This window comes from Porphyromonadaceae bacterium W3.11 (assembly GCA_030434245.1).
Lineage (GTDB): Bacteria > Bacteroidota > Bacteroidia > Bacteroidales > Porphyromonadaceae > Porphyromonas_A.
Window position 1 is genome coordinate 307,726 of sequence record JAUISX010000004.1, and the last position, 20,699, is coordinate 328,424.

General features: G+C 43.6%; 13 protein-coding genes, 3 tRNA genes and 3 rRNA genes. 10 read left to right on the forward strand and 9 right to left on the reverse strand.

Features of this window, described 5'->3' with window-relative positions; all coding sequences use genetic code 11:
* Nucleotides 1-19 precede the first annotated feature (19 nt).
* The 7 genes from QYZ87_07895 to QYZ87_07925 are packed head-to-tail and all read left to right on the forward strand — an operon-like array spanning nt 20 to nt 9,740.
* Nucleotides 20-196, forward strand: coding sequence for a hypothetical protein (locus tag QYZ87_07895; protein MDN4754448.1), 177 nt, complete (start codon nt 20-22; stop codon nt 194-196).
* Between the two features lie 2 nt (nt 197-198).
* Complete coding sequence (locus QYZ87_07900) at nt 199-651, forward strand: helix-turn-helix domain-containing protein (protein MDN4754449.1); 453 nt, start codon at nt 199-201, stop codon at nt 649-651.
* A gap of 4 nt (nt 652-655) precedes the next feature.
* Nucleotides 656-2,197, forward strand: a complete 1,542-nt coding sequence (locus QYZ87_07905) for a hypothetical protein (protein MDN4754450.1) — start codon at nt 656-658, stop codon at nt 2,195-2,197.
* A 4-nt stretch (nt 2,198-2,201) separates the two neighbouring features.
* Nucleotides 2,202-2,627, forward strand: coding sequence for a DUF1320 family protein (locus QYZ87_07910; GenBank protein ID MDN4754451.1), 426 nt, complete (start codon nt 2,202-2,204; stop codon nt 2,625-2,627).
* A 3-nt stretch (nt 2,628-2,630) separates the two neighbouring features.
* Nucleotides 2,631-6,347 carry a hypothetical protein gene (locus QYZ87_07915; protein MDN4754452.1) on the forward strand — a complete coding sequence of 1,239 codons (3,717 nt, stop codon included), beginning with the start codon at nt 2,631-2,633 and terminating at the stop codon, nt 6,345-6,347.
* 4 nt (nt 6,348-6,351) lie between these two features.
* On the forward strand, nt 6,352-7,164 hold the full coding sequence (locus tag QYZ87_07920) for a hypothetical protein (GenBank protein ID MDN4754453.1): 813 nt from the start codon (nt 6,352-6,354) through the stop codon (nt 7,162-7,164).
* A 5-nt stretch (nt 7,165-7,169) separates the two neighbouring features.
* Nucleotides 7,170-9,740, forward strand: a complete 2,571-nt coding sequence (locus QYZ87_07925; protein ID MDN4754454.1) for a DUF935 family protein — start codon at nt 7,170-7,172, stop codon at nt 9,738-9,740.
* Between the two features lie 22 nt (nt 9,741-9,762).
* On the opposite strand, the gene QYZ87_07930 is transcribed toward QYZ87_07925, so the two are convergent.
* Nucleotides 9,763-9,836: transfer RNA gene (locus QYZ87_07930), tRNA-OTHER, on the reverse strand.
* A gap of 38 nt (nt 9,837-9,874) precedes the next feature.
* Here QYZ87_07930 and QYZ87_07935 point away from each other — a divergent pair.
* On the forward strand, nt 9,875-10,372 hold the full coding sequence (locus QYZ87_07935; protein ID MDN4754455.1) for a phage virion morphogenesis protein: 498 nt from the start codon (nt 9,875-9,877) through the stop codon (nt 10,370-10,372).
* On the forward strand, nt 10,369-10,818 hold the full coding sequence (locus QYZ87_07940; GenBank protein ID MDN4754456.1) for a hypothetical protein: 450 nt from the start codon (nt 10,369-10,371) through the stop codon (nt 10,816-10,818). The genes QYZ87_07935 and QYZ87_07940 overlap by 4 nt, the downstream gene beginning before the upstream one ends.
* 20 nt (nt 10,819-10,838) lie before the next feature.
* Here the strand turns inward: QYZ87_07940 and QYZ87_07945 are convergent, their stop codons facing one another.
* The 3 genes from QYZ87_07945 to QYZ87_07955 form a co-directional block, all read right to left on the reverse strand.
* Nucleotides 10,839-11,030: a hypothetical protein gene (locus tag QYZ87_07945; GenBank protein MDN4754457.1), complete on the reverse strand. Its 192-nt coding sequence runs from the start codon at nt 11,028-11,030 to the stop codon at nt 10,839-10,841.
* Between the two features lie 120 nt (nt 11,031-11,150).
* Entirely contained in the window at nt 11,151-12,125 is a 975-nt protein-coding gene (locus tag QYZ87_07950; protein ID MDN4754458.1) for a PL29 family lyase N-terminal domain-containing protein, read from the reverse strand.
* Nucleotides 12,126-12,996: 871 nt separating this feature from the next.
* The gene (locus QYZ87_07955; protein ID MDN4754459.1) at nt 12,997-13,146 is read right to left on the reverse strand and encodes a hypothetical protein; all 150 of its coding nucleotides are present in this window, start codon (nt 13,144-13,146) and stop codon (nt 12,997-12,999) included.
* Between the two features lie 192 nt (nt 13,147-13,338).
* Between QYZ87_07955 and QYZ87_07960 the strand changes: the two genes are divergently transcribed.
* Nucleotides 13,339-14,481 carry an IS256 family transposase gene (locus QYZ87_07960; protein MDN4754460.1) on the forward strand — a complete coding sequence of 381 codons (1,143 nt, stop codon included), beginning with the start codon at nt 13,339-13,341 and terminating at the stop codon, nt 14,479-14,481.
* 494 nt (nt 14,482-14,975) lie between these two features.
* Here the strand turns inward: QYZ87_07960 and rrf are convergent.
* The 5 genes from rrf to QYZ87_07985 all read right to left on the reverse strand — a co-directional run bounded on the left by rrf (nt 14,976) and on the right by QYZ87_07985 (nt 20,407).
* Nucleotides 14,976-15,084: ribosomal RNA gene (gene rrf / locus QYZ87_07965) — 5S ribosomal RNA — on the reverse strand.
* Nucleotides 15,085-15,241: 157 nt separating this feature from the next.
* Nucleotides 15,242-18,139 (reverse strand): 23S ribosomal RNA (locus tag QYZ87_07970).
* 244 nt (nt 18,140-18,383) lie between these two features.
* Nucleotides 18,384-18,457: transfer RNA gene (locus QYZ87_07975), tRNA-Ala, on the reverse strand.
* Nucleotides 18,458-18,535: 78 nt separating this feature from the next.
* Nucleotides 18,536-18,609 (reverse strand) — tRNA-Ile (locus QYZ87_07980).
* 264 nt (nt 18,610-18,873) lie between these two features.
* Nucleotides 18,874-20,407 (reverse strand): 16S ribosomal RNA (locus tag QYZ87_07985).
* The 16S, 23S and 5S rRNA genes sit together here with 2 tRNA genes alongside, the layout of an rRNA operon.
* Nucleotides 20,408-20,699 lie beyond the last annotated feature (292 nt).

The following is a 20,699-nucleotide window of genomic DNA, read 5'->3' on the forward strand; positions in this document are numbered from 1 at the left end:
TCTTGATAGCCCCTTTGGAGTGATTGGCAAGATTAAAGCGGAACGAGGACTGACACATGAAGAACTACTATGGGGTGAGACTTGGGCAACGTTGATGTTGGAGTCCCTTGATCAGCCTTACTACGACCACAAAGCGACCGAGGAGGTAGAGGTGCAGGAGGGACTCAGCGGATTACTAACTGAATTAAAGCGATAACCATGAGTAACATGACAAACGAAAAGCGGAAAGAGTGGGCAAAGTTGCTCTTCACTAAAGAGCAAATGAGCCAAAAAGACATTGCCGAGAAGGTCGGTGTGACCCCTCAAACTGTCAATCGGTGGGTCAAGAAGGAGAATTGGGAGACTCTAAGAGTATCGCTCTCTGTTACTCGTGAGGAACAGTTGAGACACCTCTATTCGCACCTAACAGAAATCAATGCGAACATCGCCAGTCGCCCAGAAGGTGAACGCTTCCCAAATGCGAAGGAGGCAGACACCATCACGAAACTCTCTAGTTCTATTGATAAGCTAGAGCGAGAGAGTGGTATTGGAGAGGTAATTAGTGCCTTTAGTCAGCTGGTACGATGGTTAAGAGATCGAAACCTAGAGGAGGCACAGCGGATTGCTCCAACCCTTGATGAATATGTTGCATACCGACTAAGAAATAACTAGGCGTATGGCTAAGAAGTTGAGAAGGTTACCACCCGATTTGCGTAGGGCAGAGGAAGAGTGGCAAGAGCTCATTACAGAGACCCTTGCCATGTCTCCTATCAACGCCAACGAAACGAACGATGACAGGATTAAGAGAGTGGCGAAGCTCGAAAAAGAACCTGAAGAGTGGTTTAAGTATTACTTCCCAAACTATTGTACAGCACCTTCAGCTCCTTTCCATAGGAAAGCGACACAACGTATCGTCAAGCATCATCGGTGGTATGAGGTAAGAGCATGGAGTAGAGAGTTGGCAAAGTCATCCAGAAGTATGATGGAGATCATCTACCTTGCTTTGCAGGGTGAGGTACATAATATCCTACTCGTGTCTACCTCTCTAGATCATGCGATTGACCTCCTCACACCATTTAGATTGCACCTAGAGTACTCTCCACGTATTCGGCAGGACTATGGCGAGCAGGTAGGGGCTGTATGGAAAGATAAATACTTCAAGACGACAGGCAAGGTGTCCTTCAGAGCTCTCGGAGCTGGGCAGAGCCCTCGAGGTAAGCGTGAGGAGGCTTTTCGTCCCGACTTTATCCTTATCGATGATATCGATACGGACGAAGAGACACGTAATCCAGAGCGGATAAAGACGAAGTGGGCTTGGATTGAGAAAGCACTGATACCAACGCTATCGGTTAGTGGTCATTATCGCATTCTGTTTAACGGAAATATCATCGCACGTGACTGTATTATCACTAGGGCGATTGAGCGAGCTGACCATGTAGACATCATCAATATACGTGACGAAAATGGGAAGAGTACATGGGCAGAAAAGAACTCAGAGGAAGATATTGACCGCTTCCTCTCGAACCTATCAACATCCTCTATTCAGCAAGAGTATTTCAACAACCCAGTATCAGAAGGTGATGTGTTTCAGGAGATGACTTGGGGGGCTTGCCCTCCTCTCCGAATGCTACCCTTTATTGTTGTCTATGGAGACCCCTCCCCAAGTAATAAGCGAGGTAAAGGAGCTTCCTTTAAGGCTCTTTTTGCGATTGGTTACATGGGTGGAAAATACTATGTCTACAAAGGCTTTTTACAGCAGACTACCAACGCTGAGTTCATTGGGTGGTACTACGACTTGAGAGAGGAGCTTGGAGACCAGACGATCGTCTATTACTTCGTGGAGAACAATAGCCTTCAGGATCCATTCTGGGAACAGGTACTCCAACCTCTTAACGTAGAGATGGGAGCGAAGCGAGGAGGGGTAGTGCCGATTAAGGCTGATGCACGTGCCAAGATGGATAAGTATGCACGTATAGAGGCAACGCTTGAGCCTCTCAACCGCCAAGGGAGGCTGATACTTAACGAAGCTGAACGAGGTAATCCCCACATGAAGAGACTTGAAGAGCAATTTTTAATGATTGCCCCCTCTCTTCCTGCACCAGCCGACGGTGCTGACTGTATTGAAGGAGGTGTTTGGCAGTTGAATAGGCAATTAACTAGCTATAATGCGAATGCCGTAGTTATCGGACAAAAGAGTGCTAACCCAAAGAGATATTAGAGATATGGCTTACTTAACAATTGAAGAACTAAAAACCCACCTCTACAAAGATAATATAGATGTCATTACAAGGGGTGATGACACGATTGTAGTTTCTGCGATTGATAGTGCGATACAGGAAGCTAAGGGATATCTCGCCCACTATGACCGTGAAGCTATATTTGAGGCAACTGGTGGGGAGCGGAATGCCCACTTACACATCTTTGTCAAGGATATCGCCTCTTGGCACCTTGTGAATCTCTGCAATGCAGGCACTGACCTACAACTACGTGAAAGTAGATATTTGAGAGCCATCGATTGGCTCAAGGGTGTACAGGCTAATAAGGTGAATCCCGACTTGCCTATTGTAGATGAAGATGGAGACGGCAAGAGTGATTTGGCAGGAGAGTACCTATTCGGTAGCAATCCTAAACGTAAACAACACTTCTAAGACATGATGGAACCAGTTGAAATAGATATCGTCCTAAAGAGCAACGTAAGCGAAGAAGGAGCTAAAGCGACTACTGCTATTGAACAGATGGCAGAAGCTAGCATACAGGCTAGAGAGGAGACTAAGAAGTCACTTGAGTTGCAACGCAGTTACCTGGCTAAGCTCCAACAGGAGTACCAGGCACTGCAAAAGCAATTATCTCAAATGGAATTTCCAACCAAGGAGAAGCAAAAATTAAAGGAGGCTTCCAATGCCCTTGCAAAGGAGATTACAGCCGAGACACAGGGACTCAAGTACCTGGAAGCGGAGTGGACAAAGATGAACAAGGGGTATTCTGAGGTACAGCAACGCATGCGACTGACTCGGGAGCAAATGAAGACCCTCTCCCTCGCTGGTCGAGAACAAACAGCCGAATACAGGCAACTGAAAAATGAGCTGGGCGAGTTAGCGAAGGCTCAAGCTCTCATTACACGTACCCAAACTGAAATGGCACGTGGCAATCAAGCTTGGAAGGGCTTGGGCGATGCGGTTACAGCTTTCAGCGGTGCGGCATCTGCTGCAGTTGGTGCGTGGACACTCTTGGGAGGCTCGCAAGAGGAACAGGCGAAGATTCAGACGAGACTTCAGAGCCTAATGGCAATTACTATTGGACTACAGCAGGTGCAGAACCTACTGCTTGAGACTTCTACTTTTCGTATTCAAACAGTGACTAAGGCGAAAGAACTATGGTCTGCTTGGAATCTAAGGCTAGCCACAAGCCTTGGGGTTTCAACTGCTGCTATGAAAGTGTTTACGGCAACTGCTACACTAGGTTTATCGGTATTCATTGGCTGGGCTATCTCAGCTTATGACAAGTGGATAGCCAAACAAAAGGAACTACGTACTGAGCAAGATCAAATGACCAAGGAGATATCCTCTTCTGCTGGGGGACAGCTTGCAAAGTATAAACTACTGCAAACACAATGGGATAAGCTTGGTGATTCACTTAAGGAAAAAACGGAGTTCGTCAAGAAAAACAAAGAGGCATTTGCACAGCTGGGTGTAAGTATAAACAGTGTGGTTGAGGCTGAGAATTTCTTTAGGGATGGCGAAAAAGCAATAGTTGCCAGCATATATGAAAGAGCAAAAGCATCCGCTGCAATGACATTAGCCACAAAGAAATACGAAGAGGCTCTGACAAAGCAACAAGAGGCAGAGAGAAGAAAAAACAACCCTAGTTGGACAGAGAAACTATGGGATGGAGTCCAGAACCTTTTCTCTCGACCCGAGCTATCCAAAGATGACTGGGCAGATATCCAAAAGGAAATGCAGGAGAATAATGAACTCTACCGAAAGGGAGAGATATCAAGGGCTGAACACAACACCCGTCTCCAACGTATGATTGAAGATAAAGCTCGTACAAAGCGAAGGGAAATTTCGGCTGATAAGATTAAAGATGAGAAAAAGATTTTAGAAGGGGAGGCAGAAGCATTTGCTACAATCGCAGCACAGTCTTATGCCGAAGTAGAAAGGATTCTGTCTGAAGCAGGTTTTAAGCCATCAAATAACGGATCTAATGATAAGTCTGCTAGGCTATACGATAAGGCAAACGAACGGCTAGCGAAACTGAGTGCTGATGCTGAAAAAGAGAGTCAAGAGATATCTCTAGCCATTATGAAAGAGGGTCGGTCAAAGAAGCTCAAAGAGTTGGAGGTTGCCTATAATGCTCGTAAGGCACTGATTAAGCAAAAGCTCAAAGAGATTGAACAGCTTGAGAAAGAGGCTGGCATAGATGGAACTAAAACTCGAAATCAACTGACAGCCCTTGAGACTTCCGTTGATGATCAGTACAACAAAGACGTTGATCAAGTAAATGCCGATTATAGCCGACTGATTGAGGGCATTGAAAAGGAAATTACTTTACGTTCTGCTACAGAGCAAGAGAAACGGTTAGCAGACATAGATAGCTATTACAAAGAGCAATTAAAGAAGGTGGCTGAAGCGACTGCCTCGCAGTTAGAGTATGAAGAGATAAAGACTAGACTCCTAAAGCAAAAAGCCCAAGAGAGAGCACGTATTCTTCATGAGACTGAACTTAGGAAGATGGATAGCGAAGAGCGTATTGCTCTTCGTCAGGCACAGTTTACAACTAAGCAGTATAATCTTCAAGCCGATAGAGAAGAAGAACTCCTTCAGCTTCAACTCCAGTATTCAGAGAAGAGACTTGCAAAGCTACAAGATATAGCCTCTGCTGGTGGCGATGCTAGTGAAGCTATTGAGGAAGCGAAACAAGAAATTAGAGAGCTGAAGGATGCTCTGGATCAGATACCCGAAAAGAAGCTCTTGGAGCTTGCCAATGGTCTCAAAGGTATCTTCGGACAACTCTCTAAGGTAGGTGGCGAAGTTGGAGCTGTTTTTGATCAGCTGGCTGGTGCCGTTGATAACATCATGACAGCTTTCAAGAAGTCAGCGACTCCATTAGACAGGATTAGTGGTGCCATTGGTGGCTTAACTCAGCTTATGAGCATTGCGACAGAGACGGCAGAGCAAAATAAGCAAGCTCTTGAGGCGTGGAAAGCCTCTTCCGAGCAAGCTCTTCAAATCGCACGTATGCAACGTATTGAACTACAAGGGTACAAGTCAAGCAATGTGTGGGGTGTTGAAAATCCCTATGCACGTGCGATAGCTGGAGCAAAGCAATATGCCCAGTCAATGAAGGAGCTGAACCAACTCGCCCAAACTTTAGGGCAAGGGTCGGTTCAGACTGGCACAAAGAAAGTGGTCAGTGGCAAGAATGTGGCTGGAGGTCTCGCGGGAGGTGCTGCAGTAGGTGCCGCAGTTGGCTCTTTTATACCTGTAATAGGTAACGTCGTAGGTGCTGCTATCGGAGGTCTCCTTGGTGGCATCTTTGGAGCTAGCAAGAAGAAGGTTGTGCCAGTATTCCAGTCGCTTGCTCAGACCTATGGCGAAATCTTTAATAAGGAGACTTTCGAGCTGAATCCTCGCATACTTCAAGACTACGGAAAGCTGGATGATGCAACGAAGCGACTTGTAGATAATTGGGATGCCATTCAAAAGAAAGCTAAGGAAGCTCAGGAGGAGATGCGGAATACCTTCAAGGAGCTTTCTGGTGACCTTGGTTCAAAGTTAAGTAATGCACTTATAGAGGGGTTGAAAAATGATGACCTCTACAGTGCCCTAGATGACTTTGATGCAAAAGTATCCGAGATGATACATAACATAGTACAGCAGATGGCATTCGCTCAATACTTTCAGAAGTACTTCGATGAACTGCAGTCAAGGATGGAAGATTCATTCAAAGAGAGCGGTGATGGCACTATTGTAGATGATATCATTTGGTTTTCACGTATCTATCGAGAGGGTATTGATGCCTATACAGAAGAGATGAGGAAGGCTCAAGAGGAACTTGAGAAACAAGGATTCAAAGCACCAGATGATGTAGGCGGTCGTAAGGCTGTAGCTAAGGGACTGGCACGTGCTGACCAAGACAGTATAGACGAGTTTAATGGTCGGATGACTGTAGCGGTCGACAGATTGAATACCCTCGTCATCTACAGCCGTGAAGCTAGAGCTCATGAGGAGAGTGTCAGGCAATTTCACACAATACTGATGAACAGAGTAGACAGAATTGCGGAAAACTCAGACTTTCTCAAGCGTTTGGAGAGCATAGATAGGAAGATGTATAGACTAGCTCAGGAGGGAGTGAAACTGAAATCATAAAACGATGGATAAAAGTAAGAGCTACATAGAGGATAGCACCAGTAAAGAAACGGAACTATCAAGCCTAGGTATCTACTTCGCTAGAGGAGGCGTGGTAGAGCTTCTTACGCTCCAGAGTGTTGAGAGTGTAGCCACTAACGATTGGCAGGAAGAGCATGGGCTTGAGATTGACCCTAAGACCATTCGCAGGACATGCCCGTACATCAATCTCCGATTTATTGTTGTTGGAGAGACCAGGGAAGTATTTGCAGAGAGGTTATCAGCCCTCCGAAAGCTACTCGATAGTTACTACCTCATACTCCACCCAGCAAAAATGGAGGGTGGTTACCATATTGATAATGTTTCAATTGAGGGTTATAAGCACCTCGGGAAGTCTCTCTATCAAAAGGGTATGAAGGTAGCTGAGATAACAATTAGATGCCGTCTCAAAAATGATAGCTTATCATATTATCTAGCTACAAATCTGGAGGGTGCCCCTCTAAGTAGAATTGTAGTTGGAAATAATGACCTATCCAAGTTCGGAGTGCAAGTTCAAGAAGCGTATAACACGCTACTACAGCCATCAAGCTTTAAGGAAGGGACGTTTAAGCGACGGTCCAAAGAGGTGTCTCTTAACTGTGTCTCCATCGCTGATTCATATCAGCATCTGGAGCATCAACTAAATTACCTTTATTACCACATCAAAAATAAGGAACTCTACCTGAGCCATGGTGCTGGAGAAGAGAGATGTTACTATACATCAATGAACAACGTTAGAGAGCTTAACACGAAAAGCAAGAAAGCGATAGCATTTACACTTAACTTCAAGACAACATAATAAGTATGAAAACTCATAGAAAAACCAAGCAGACCATCTATAAGGAGGTCATCGTGAAAGCACCTTTACGACGACCTTGGGATGTGGGCGACTGGAGAAGTGCCTTGAGAATGGCAGATTATGGCAAGCCAAAGCAACTGTACGACCTATACGATGATATGCTCATCGATGGGGTGCTGTATGATGCCGTTGATAAACGTAAGAAAGCGGTGCTGAATACTCCACTTATATTCGTTGATGATAAAGGCAGGGAAGTTGATTACATGAGTGAGCTGATGGATACTACTCAGTGGGAAGACTTGATTACGTGGCTCCTTGATGCTCGATTCTACGGAAGGTCTGGAGTCGAGATAGAGGTTGATAGAAATGGGCTTATCGTACATCATTTGCCACCTAAGCACATTGACTTGGCTACAGAGTCTATCATCCTAGATATAAGCGACCAGGAGAAAAAAGTAAGCTATGCTGGAGACTCCTCAATCATTGTGATTGGTAAACCTCGAGATTATGGGTTGCTCCTACAGGCAATGCCTTATGCCATATATAAGCGTGGTGGCTTCGGAGACTGGAGTCAGTGGATCGAATTGTTTGGTATGCCTCAAAGAGTTGGCAAATACAATACTTATGACCCAGAAAGTAAACGATTGCTTGAAACTGCACTAGAACGGGCTGGTTCAGCTTCATATCTGGTTGTGCCGAAAGACACTGAAATTGAAATTAGGGAGTCAAGCCAGACCAGTGGTACTAGCTTCAATGAATTCAGGCAAGCTTGTAATGAGGAAATCCTCATTACAATCCTTGGACAGACCTTAACCACCATTTCTGGCGAAAAGGGTGCTAGATCTCTAGGTGATGTGCATAAGGTGGTAGAGGAGGACAAAAACAAGGCGGACATTAGGTTCGTACAAAGAATTCTAAACTCAAGGGTATTGCCACTATTTGAGGCTAGGGGTGTGCCAGGAGTGGCTGGTGGTCGCTTCCTCTTTCCTGAGGATGCAAAGGAGATTAGCGTGCCTGAACTGGTACAGCTCGCCACTATTCTACCTATACCAACGAGCTATCTTTATGATAAATACGGTATACCTATCCCTGAACAGGACGAACAAGTCGCAGGGCGAAAGGTAGAGACTCCCAAGCACGAGGTGCCCGAAGAGAATGAAGGTGAAGACACTGAGGAAGTAGAGAATAGAGACCCTTTTCCTACAGCTCTGCAAGAGAATGCCGTACTTGCAGAGCAAGCACCAAAAGAGAGCTTACTCAAGAAATTGATCAGCTCTATTACGGCACTCCTAAATCTCAAGGACGATAGCTACTCCATTGACCTTAAAAAGCTCCTCAACGAAGCTATTAAAGAGGTTTATGGTGGCGAAGTAGAGGTAAGTGAGAATCTGTTTAAGATACAGAATAACGCCCTACAGCAAGCGATTGATAAGGCTATGGGTGACCCTGACTTTGGACGGGACAATAAAACCTTTATAGAGGAATTTAGGTACAACACTGCTGTGTTTTCAGCTTTCAAGGCTCATGCAGAGACAGAAGCTTTTGTCAATCTCCTAACGAAGCCAGATGGCTCTCTAAGGAGCTTTAGGGAGTTTAAGAAGCTGGCACTACAGATAAGCCCCAAGTGGAATGAGCAGTGGCTACAGACTGAATACAATACGGCAGTGAGAGCAGCACGTTCCGCTGTTAATTACCGCAATGCACTCAAGACTAAGCACCTTTATCCAAACCTTGAGTATATCGCCAGTACAGCTAAAAACAAACGTCCTGATCATCTGGAGTATGTCGGTACTATCCTACCTATTGAGCATAAGTGGTGGGATACGCACCTGCCTCCTTCAGAGTGGAACTGTAAGTGTTCTGTACGCCCTACTAATAAGCCTGCAACGAAGGTGCCTGATGATACTGGCAATGTGCATCCAACGTTCCAAAATAACGCTGGAAAGTCGGCTGAGTTTATCAAGTTAAGTGAACACCCCTATCTAAAAGGCAAAGGGTCTCACACTTGCCCAGAGTGCCGTCGTCAAGGATTGACAGGAGGGAAAATGGACAATGCCGATGCCTTTATTGATAGGGGCTCAGAGTATTGCATTACTCACAGATTTGTTTATCTTGCCAACCTCAAGGGGTATGCGAAAAAAGTACTAGAGACATACAAAAAAGACAAGAGGTACTTAGGAGGTAATGTTATTATTGGGCAATTGCACCATAGTATCAGAAAGGACTTTGCGAAGAGAGGGAAAAGGCTTGCACGAACGGACGCACTCACCAACGCTTCTATCATACTAAAGTATGTAGGGCATCCTAAGGAGAGAAAAGGAGCGGTACTCCCATTTGACAAGTTGGACTACATCTCTAAAGCAATCCTATCGCCCGACAAGGTCTACCGACAGGTAAGTGGAAAAGGTGCAGGTAACTATATTATGACTGTGCCTTACAGGGAAGAAGGTAAGGTCGTAAAGGTAGTAGTTCACACTAATCTTAAGAAAAAGGGGCGGGAGTTCAACTTCGTAAAAAGCTGGGGAGTTGTAGATGAGAAAGGGATTAATAATGGGGAATTGCTTCAAATAAAATAGGGTTGACAAAAGCCAACCCTAGTAGCTTGAGAGGAATCGAACCTCCGATATCGCACCTTAAAAGGTACACACGCTACCTACTGCGTCCATCAAGCTATTACAAAGATAAGTAGAATATTTATTACTAGCAAATTATGAACATCGACGACTTCGCAAAAGCATTCCCAGACAAACTGCAAGATCTTCAGCAGTTCGTGTATGGTAATGATGTCAAAGATATAATGGGAGTCGAAGCAGTTAATCACTTCAAGGAGAGCTTCGACAATGAAGGCTTTACCGACGAAGTGCTTAACCCTTGGAAAGATGTTAAGAGAAGAGACCCAGACAGTTCTTGGTATGGGCACTCTGGACAGACTGGTAAGTTTAGTGCTGAAAGAACTCAGGCGAAAATACTTACAGGTGAAACAGGAGAGCTTCGTAATGCGATAGAATACAAATACCTCCCGAATGGCGTTCGAATATCAAACGAAAAGCCCTATGCCGCAGTTCATCAATATGGTTTGCCAGCTAAAATATATGGGAAGAAATCATTTGTAATGACCCCTCGCCCATTCATCGGAAAAAGTAAAGTATTAATCAAGAAGATAGAGAAAAGTATCAAGCAACAATTTATCAACATCCTAAAAAAATGAAGACAATATACACAGCCCTTATAGATAGACTTCAGGCAAAGGTGCCAGCCATTCGCTGGATAGACCTCAATACAGGGCAGTTAGAAGTTCCTTTTACGGATAATCAGCGACCTCCTGTAACTTATCCTTGTGTACTTATTGATATATCTGTAGATAGGGCAACAGCCGTAACAGAAACTCTACAGGAGTGCCAGGGTACAATTACCTTAACCATTGCTGATAACCGCCCATCACGCACAAGTGCCAACACAACTCCAGCACCCTCCTTAGAAGAGTACGACCTCATTGCAGATATATACACTGCTCTCCAAGGCTATACAGGCATTGAAGAAGACTTTACACCGCTCAACCGTACTCGCCAAGAACGTGTCAGAAGCTCTGCAGGTCTCTTCTTATACCGCATGACATTTACAACTTCTTTCATAGACTTATCCAACCAGCCGTAAGGCTATCATCTGCAGACAATCTACTGTGGAGGGTGCTTTGTAGCATCCTCCTCTTCTTTGCCATCGCTGTACTCATACATTCGATGTGCTCTTAGGTATTCCTCAGTATCTTGAATAACCTCCTTAATTTTGTAGATGACTACCTCTTTGTATGTATTGAAGCTAGTAATCAACTCTGCATTGCCTTCTTGTGTGTTCGCTTTTCTTTCCATACTGCAAACCTACACAAAACAAAAAAGAGAGGTGTGCGTGCCTCTCTTCAAAAATCAATCGTTTTACTTCTCAAATGTTAAAACAAAAACATTTCGTTTTACTTCAGCGAACATTTCGTTTTACCGATTATACTTGTAATCAGATTTATATGTTTTTACAGGTGCACCACCAATAGAGATCTTTTCCGTATAATTTAAAGTTGTAGTTGGGGTATCAAATCTAATATTTTTACCGCCATTATACTCTGGGACAATTCCACACCACTCATCCTGAGATGGGATGTGGTACGTTTGTCCATTGACAGTAAATTCTTTATCTATTCCAAACTTTGCCATCGCATCGTTCCAATTAAAGTAGCCACTCATATTATTGGCATGCGAAGTTGTGAATCCAGTCCCATCACTATTAACATTATAATCAGCTACATAGTCAATAGCTAAAATAGGGCGTTTTACTGGTGCTGGGGTCTCACCTTTCTTTTTAGGAATAACAAAGGTCTTTCCCTCATATACAATGGTAATATTGTCATCATCTTCTGTAATGGTAAGATCAACAGAAGCGTCAGAACCAACAGCTTTAACTGAATTACCATTAGTATCCTTGACTAGTGTCCAACTCTTACCATTATCAATACTAACTTCCCAATACCCATCAGTATTGACGCGAAGCTTAGGTGTTACTCCTGATGTACCATTCTTACCTTCGGCTTTAATCTTCATACCATTAGCATCTAGAATAAACTTTCCATCGATAGTCCAATAAAGAACGCCTTCAAATTCAGTTACGCCAATATTTGGTGAAGTGCCGTCATTACCATTTTTCAATGTAATAGAAGAGCCATCACTCATAACTAAAACATAGCCAGTCCCATCATCTAGTGGTGTATATGAAGAAATAGTTAACTGCTGAGAGTGAGCATCCAATAACTTTTGTAGGTTATTAATTGAAGTATTGGCATTTTTAACTAACGACTCGAGTGATTGTAATCGTGACTCATGCTCGTCTAACCGTCTGTTTATGTCGTCTAGATTGGTACATGACACTAGCAAAACCAACGGCAATAATAGTAAAGCTAATAAATTGTTTTTGTTCATAATTCGTGTGTTTAACTATTGTATTAAAATAACATTTTGTATAGTAGTTAAATTCATCATGACAATATAACATATATATTTATTTTATCACATCGTTTTAGTGTTAAATAAAAACCACCATTATAAACTAAAAATATGCTAGTATTATAATTCCCCCAAAATTTTTACTCAGATTAAGAGCACAGAATAAAAAAAAACATCTCAATTGCAAACAAATGCCATCAAGACGCTCCTCTCATTACTTAACATAATTATAAATGAAAAATGGTTATGCTATAAACAAACACATAGAATAATAATTAAGAGCAAAATCACTTACCCTCAAAGTAAAGTATAAACTTGTATGCATCGACTATAATAAGACATAAGCACCTCAATCAAATCTATACCATTATTAATTATACTGACATGTTACGCACAAAATATACAATCTACTAGCCAAGACTACATAAGCAAAAAACTATCTCTCTTGTTAAAACATCTCGTAGGTGTATTCCCTATCCCACAATAACCGTCGATCAATATACACTTTGACTATTTCAAATACACATAATATTAAAGTAATAATCATATTAAGGTAATATCTAAAACTATCATCTCACCATTAATACACTACACATACATAACAAATAAAACAGCATTATCTATTTATCTAGATTCTGTATTATGTTACCTCTATTAGCTTCGTCAGCTTATACATTCAAATTAAAATTATTGCAGTCTAATAAAAAACGTGTCTATCTATCAAGTGTATCTATAATACTTTTGTATAAAATACTCAACAAAAAACTTTTAAGCTGAAAATGCCTTACCTATCAGTAATACCCAATTAATCACCTCACAATATTAATACCCTACACATACATTACACTCACTCTTTATAAAAGCTGGCACTACTAAATTTATCAGCATCGACGTTCTCTTTAAAATAATTAATGGTAGTATCCCCAAAAGTGTGTACTTCAAAAATATCCTCCATCGTTTTCCCGCAGCTATATAAATAACCTGCTTGTTCTCCCATCTCTTTCACTTAAATCCTTAAAAACGCCTAAAATCAAAAACATAAAGCCCTGCGGCAAGTCCGAAAAACTCGTAATTCAAGCATATTACCACTCGTATAGAGATACTGTCCCCAAAAAGTGTGTAAGTCCCAAGAATGTTATCTTTGAAAAGTTAAAAACAAAAGATAAACAAGAAGATGAGACTTACACAAATGCAATTTAAGGAAATTCTATCAAACGTGATGACAGAGCCAAATGGAGTTGGCCGTTTAATGGAGTTAATCATCGAAATAGCGATGCAAGGGGAGAGGGAACTGTATAAAGAAGATAGTGGCGATGTGAGCAATGGATACCGCCCCCGTCGCATCTTTGCGAGTGGTAATATGCTAGAATTACGAGTACCCCGAACTCGGCAGCAGGGCTTCATGCCCTTGATTTTAGGCGTTCTCAAAGATCAAGAGAAAGAGATGGGAGAACTAGCAGGTTATCTATATAGCTGCGGTAATACGATGGAGGATATCTCTGGAGTATTCGAGCGTTTGTATGGTAAACGTTATAGTACGAGTCAAATCAATCGTCTCTCCTTATCAACCCAAGAAGCAGTAGAAGAGTGGCGTCAAAGACGTCTACCGAGGACTTTAGAGGCACTTGTTATCGATGCTACATATCTTCCTGTACGGAGAGGAGAAAGTGTGAGCAAGGAGGCATTTTTTGTAGTGATGAGTTTAGATAGCGAAGGACGTCGAGACATCGTGGGTGTCTATAATAATCCAACAGAGGGAAGCGGCATCTGGGGCGAGTTTTTTGAGGATCTAAAAAGCCGAGGACTCGAAGAGGTAGGACTAATCATTTCAGACGGGTTGAATAACATTGAAGAGGTTGCACGTGAGCACTTTACAGAAGTGGAAGTCCAGCTCTGCACGGTGCATCTACAGCGAGAAATAACTCGAAAGATACGCCCTCGAGATAAGTCAGCCATCGCAAGTGATCTACAGGAGGTCTTTAGTAAAGACGGCTCAAGAAGCTCACCTTTAGATGGCCTAGAGAGCTTTAAAAACTTTGCGTTCAGATGGCGTAAGAGCTATCCTTTTCTCACAAAAATAGCTAACGGTCAGAGGATAGAGTATTACTTCACATACCTAAAATACGACGTCAGTGTTCGCAAGTACATTCATAGTACTAACTGGATAGAACGCTTCAATAGACAGGTAAAGAAAGGGGCTCGATATAAATGTGCATTACCTAGCGTAGAATCCGCTCTACACTTGATAGGTAGTATTGCAATCAATGCAACCTATCTGAAGAAAAGAATAGGAGATCTAACTCTTGGACTTAGGAAGAACAATGAAAAGTAAATAACAACAATGTGCTTTATTTTCCAACACAAAGATATCAACCTAAAAGAATACGGCAAGGCGGTGTCTCCGCGGTGCTACGACAGCCTTGCCTTAATTCTTTATTGGTCTATCTTTAATGTTTATGGAAAACAAAGCGAAAAAATATGTAGGTTTGCTTTTCAGAGACGCATTCTGCCGTACACACTTTTGGGGACACTACCTTTTGTATTATGACTTTTCAGGGATAACATTCTTGGGACTTACACACTTTTTCGGAACAATATCTCTCTATCAGTAATTTCCAAATTATCACCTCATAATAATAATACCCTACACGTCACTACCAGTCACACACTATAATATGCAAACACTACTAATTATGTCAGTATCAACGTTTACATTAGAATAATTAATACAGATAATTATTAGAACAATTGTCTTAAAGCTAACAGCCAATTACAACAAAAAAGGAGACACAGTCTGAAATAAATCAAACTGTGTCTCTCAATTAAAAAGGGCGGCTACCTACTCTCCCATCGTAATAGTACCATCGGCGTTATTGGGCTTAACTTCTCTGTTCGGAATGGTTAGAGGTGGATCCCCAATGCTATAGCCACCAAATTATATCGGGACATATCGGCAAGTTTATTGAAACTCTAGTCGAGCTTCTTAGTTTTGTATTAAAGTAGTCTGTAACCATTTTCTATGAAATAATTACCTTCTCTTAGCGTCAACGCTTCTAGCAAACTGCTATATAATATCTATTATACAACTTTCTAGCTTAAAGCTTACGGGTTATTAGTACTACTCGGCTGAATGCATTACTGCACTTACACCTGTAGCCTATCAAGGTCATCGTCTTTAACCACCCTTAAAAGATATCTTATCTTGAGGAGGGCTTCGTGCTTAGATGCTTTCAGCACTTATCCATTAACCGCACGTGGATACTCAGCTATGCTCCTGGCGAAACAACTGATGAACCAGAGGTGCGTCCAGTACGGTCCTCTCGTACTAGTACCAGACCCTCGCAAATATCTAACGCCCACAACAGATAGAGACCGAACTGTCTCACGACGTTCTGAACCCAGCTCGCGTGCCACTTTAATGGGCGAACAGCCCAACCCTTGGGACCTTCTCCAGCCCCAGGATGTGACGAGCCGACATCGAGGTGCCAAACCGCTCCGTCGATATGAGCTCTTGGGAGCGATCAGCCTGTTATCCCCGGAGTACCTTTTATCCTTTGAGCGATGGCCCTACCATACGGAACCACCGGATCACTATGCTCAAGTTTCCTTCCTGTGCGAGTTGTTACTCTCCCAGTCAAGCGCCCTTATGCCATTACACTCTATGGACGGTTACCAATCGTCCTGAGGGCACCTTTAGAAGCCTCCGTTACTCTTTTGGAGGCGACCACCCCAGTCAAACTACCCACCATACATTGTCCTTGCTCTGCAAGTTAGCATCCAAATATCAAAAGGGCCGTATTTCAACAGTGACTCCATAAGTACTGGCGTACCTACTTCGCAGTCTCCGGCCTATCCTACACATCTAATACCCAGAGGCAATGTAAAGCTATAGTAAAGGTTCACGGGGTCTTTTCGTCCCGTTGCGGGTAATCGGCATCTTCACCGATACTTCAATTTCACCGAGCGCGCAGTTGAGACAGTGCCCACATCGTTACACCATTCGTGCAGGTCGGAACTTACCCGACAAGGAATTTCGCTACCTTAGGACCGTTATAGTTACGGCCGCCGTTTACTGGGGCTTCAATTTAGAGCTTCTCCGAAGATGACTCTTCCTCTTAACCTTCCAGCACCGGGCAGGTGTCAGGCTATATACATCGTATTTCTAATTTGCATAGCCATGTGTTTTTGATAAACAGTCGCATGGGCCTATTCTCTGCGGCCTGCATGTCACCATACAGGCGTCCTTTTTCCCGAAGTTACAGGACTAATTTGCCTAGTTCCTTAACTGCGCATCACTCGAGCGCCTTAGTATACTCAACCCAACTACCTGTGTCGGTTTGCGGTACGGGTCGATGTACAATTAACGTTTAGCGGGTTTTCTTGGGAGCCTGGTTACGTCCTTATCTCGTCTGCCGTAGCATCTGAGTACTATCAGGTTCAGATCTCAATGCGGATTTGCCTACACTGATCTACTCTTACACCCTTTAACCAACTATTCCAACAGTCGGCCGGACTTTCACTTCTCCGTCACCACTTCACTTGTACACCGAGTATGGGAATATTAACCCATTCGACCATCGAGATCACCTATTATGGCTTACCCTTAGGACCCGACTAACCCTCTTCCGACGAACGGTGAAGAGGAAACCTTAGTCTTTCGGCGAGGAGGATTCTCACCTCCTTTATCGTTACTCATTCCTACATTTGCACTTCCAGAAAGTCCAACAGACCTTGTCGATCTATCTTCAACCTCGCTGGAATGCTCCCCTACCAATCATGTTTTATCATAATTCCACAGCTTCGGTAGACAACTTATGCCCGATTATTATCCATGCCACAATCCTCGACTAGTGAGCTGTTACGCACTCTTTAAATGAATGGCTGCTTCCAAGCCAACATCCTAGCTGTCTATGCATCGTGACCGCGTTTAAGTCAACTTAGTTGTCATTTCGGGACCTTAGCTGATGGTCCGGATTGTTCTCCTTTCGGACATGGACCTTAGCACCCATGCCCTCACTCCTGATATATTCCTATAAGCATTCGGAGTTTGTCTGGACTTGATAGGCGGTGAAGCCCTCGCATCCAATCAGTCGCTCTACCTCTTACAGTTAAATATCAAGGCTGCTCCTAAAAGCATTTCGGGGAGTACGAGCTATTTCCAAGTTTGATTAGCCTTTCACCCCTACCCTCATCTCATCCGAAAAGTTTTCAGCCTTTCCCGGTTCGGTCCTCCACGCGGTGTTACCCGAGCTTCAACCTGGACAAGGGTAGATCACTTGGTTTCGCGTCTACTATATATGACTTAACGCCATTTAAAACTCGCTTTCGCTACGGATCCGTGCCTTAAACACTTACCCATGCCATATATAGTAACTCGTAGGATCATTATGCAAAAGGCACGCCGTCACTCCTATTGGAGCTCCGACCGCTTGTAAGCAAACGGTTTCAGGGTCTATTTCAATCCTCTACTAGAGGTGCTTTTCACCTTTCCTTCACAGTACTCGTTCACTATCGGTCTCTAAGGAGTATTTAGCCTTGGGGGATGGACCCCCCAGTTTCGTACAGGATTTCACGTGTCCCGCACTACTCAGGATACCACTAGCCAGGCCTTCTCTTCATGTACGGGACTATCACCCTCTTTGGTGGCACTTTCCAGTGCTCTTCTATTCGATACCGCCTGTAACTTTATCGTGGTCCTACAACCCCACTCATGCCGAAACATCAGTGGTTTGGGCTCGTCCCCGTTCGATCGCCACTACTAAGGGAATCACTATTGTTTTCTTCTCCTATGGGTACTTAGATGTTTCAGTTCCCCACGTTTGCTCTATGCTTACGCACAGTGATAGGAGGTTAGTCCTATCGGGTTGCCCCATTCGGATATCTGTGGATCAAGTCGTATGTGCCAATACCCACAGCTTTTCGCAGCTTATCACGTCCTTCTTCGCCTCTTAGAGCCTAGGCATCCACCGTCTGCCCTTACTTACTTTATAGCCTTTATCTTTACTTCAATAAATCAAAGTAAAGCATAATGTCGTATAACGAAATTACATAACTTTATATAGTATACTAAAAACATTGTCGCTCAAGTAAAATTCTCAAGAAATTGATTACCTCTACCTTAATTTTATTTATAAGTCAGAAATAATATTATTATCTCGTCTCTCTACTATTGTTTCAATATCTACTTGCCAATATGTCTATGATCTCTTGATACTCAATGTATCACTTTTTTTGTGGAGAATATCGGATTCGAACCGATGACCCCCTGCGTGCAAGGCAGGTGCTCTAGCCAGCTGAGCTAATTCCCCTTTTATCTATACTTTCCTATCTCCCTCTTGAGTTCTATTGGCTCCTCTGAGCTCTAACTCCTAACTTCCCCTCTTCTGTAGTCCCAGGCAGAGTTGAACTGCCGACCTCTACATTATCAGTGTAGCGCTCTAACCAACTGAGCTATGGGACTCTTTTGCGGACAAAGACCCCACCCTTCTCACTCTACGCTACGCGGCAGTATAAATAATAGGGTTGCCGTATATTATATATTAAGAACAAGGACCAAACAAGTAGATACGAGTCTCTACTAATGTTTCTACATTTTTGTACCACCTAATGTCTATAACGTCTAAGACTCTTTAAGTCGCTACTCTTTACAAGTAGCTCATAAATCTCTTTCGTTTTAAACTCTTTTGCACCTTGACGTCTTCAAGATCTCGAAACTACGCTCCAGAAAGGAGGTGTTCCAGCCGCACCTTCCGGTACGGCTACCTTGTTACGACTTAGCCCCAGTTACCAGTTTTACCCTCGGGCGCTCCTTGCGGCAACGCACTTCAGGTACTCCCGACTTCCATGGCTTGACGGGCGGTGTGTACAAGGCCCGGGAACGTATTCACCGCGCCATGGCTGATGCGCGATTACTAGCGAATCCAGCTTCACGGAGTCGAGTTGCAGACTCCGATCCGAACTGAGATGAGGTTTGGAGATTGGCATCCTGTCACCAGGTAGCTACCCTTTGTCCTCACCATTGTAACACGTGTGTCGCCCTGGATATAAGGGCCGTGCTGATTTGACGTCATCCCCACCTTCCTCTCGCCTTACGACGGCAGTCTCGCTAGAGTCCTCAGCTTTACCTGCTAGTAACTAACGATAAGGGTTGCGCTCGTTATGGCACTTAAGCCGACACCTCACGGCACGAGCTGACGACAACCATGCAGCACCTACATATATGTCACCGAAGTGAACTATTCCTCTTTCAAGGAATACGCATATACATTTCAATCCCAGGTAAGGTTCCTCGCGTATCATCGAATTAAACCACATGTTCCTCCGCTTGTGCGGGCCCCCGTCAATTCCTTTGAGTTTCATCGTTGCCGACGTACTCCCCAGGTGGATTACTTAACGCTTTCGCTTGAGAGCATACTGTATATCGCATACTCTGAGTAATCATAGTTTACGGCGTGGACTACCAGGGTATCTAATCCTGTTTGATACCCACGCTTTCGTGCCTCAGTGTCAGTTGTAACTTTGTAAGCTGCCTTCGCAATTGGAGTTCTGCGTAATATCTATGCATATCACCGCTACACTACGCGTTCCGCCTACATCATCTACACTCAAGCTATCCAGTTTTGACGGCAAGACCATGGTTGAGCCACAGCTTTTCACCATCAACTTAAACAGCCACCTACGCACCCTTTAAACCCAATAAATCCGGATAACGCTCGTATCCCCCGTATTACCGCGGCTGCTGGCACGGAGTTAGCCGATACTTATTCTTAGGTTACTTGCCTATAGGTACACGTACCTATTTCTACTCACCTACTAAAGAAGTTTACAGCCCATAGGGCAGTCTTCCTTCACGCGACTTGGCAGGTTCAGAGTTGCCTCCATTGACCATTATTCCTCACTGCTGCCTCCCGTAGGAGTCTGGGCCGTGTCTCAGTCCCAGTGTGGGGGTTACGCCTCTCAGCGCCCCTATCCATCGATGTCTTGGTGAGCCGTTACCTCACCAACTAACTAATGGAACGCATGCCTATCTCTGAGCAAAATTCTTTCCTCATATCATCATGCAATAATATGAGAGTATGCGGTATTAGTCCGGATTTCTCCGGGTTATTCCCCACTCAGAGGCAAGTTGCATACGCGTTACTCACCCATCCGCCGGTCGTCGACGTAAGAAGCAAGCTTCTCACTCGTTACCCCTCGACTTGCATGTGTTAAGCCTATCGCTAGCGTTCATCCTGAGCCAGGATCAAACTCTCCATTGTCAAAAAAATTTTTATTATATCTTTTGCTATAGATTCTGTCTTCCTAACATCAAAATTTGCGTTTAAAACTTATTCGTAAATCTATACACCCAAAAAGTCTCTTCTGTCATTGACAGTGGCACATTGTATTATAAACACTAATGTTCCTTGTACTACTTGTTTGTATAATATTGAGAATCTCTCCTCAATATCCTTGTCTCAATATGTCTATGATCTCTTATTTTTAATCAACCTCGCTTAGCGGGTTGTGATTGCAAAGATACTAAAGATTTTCATCCCAACAAACAATTTG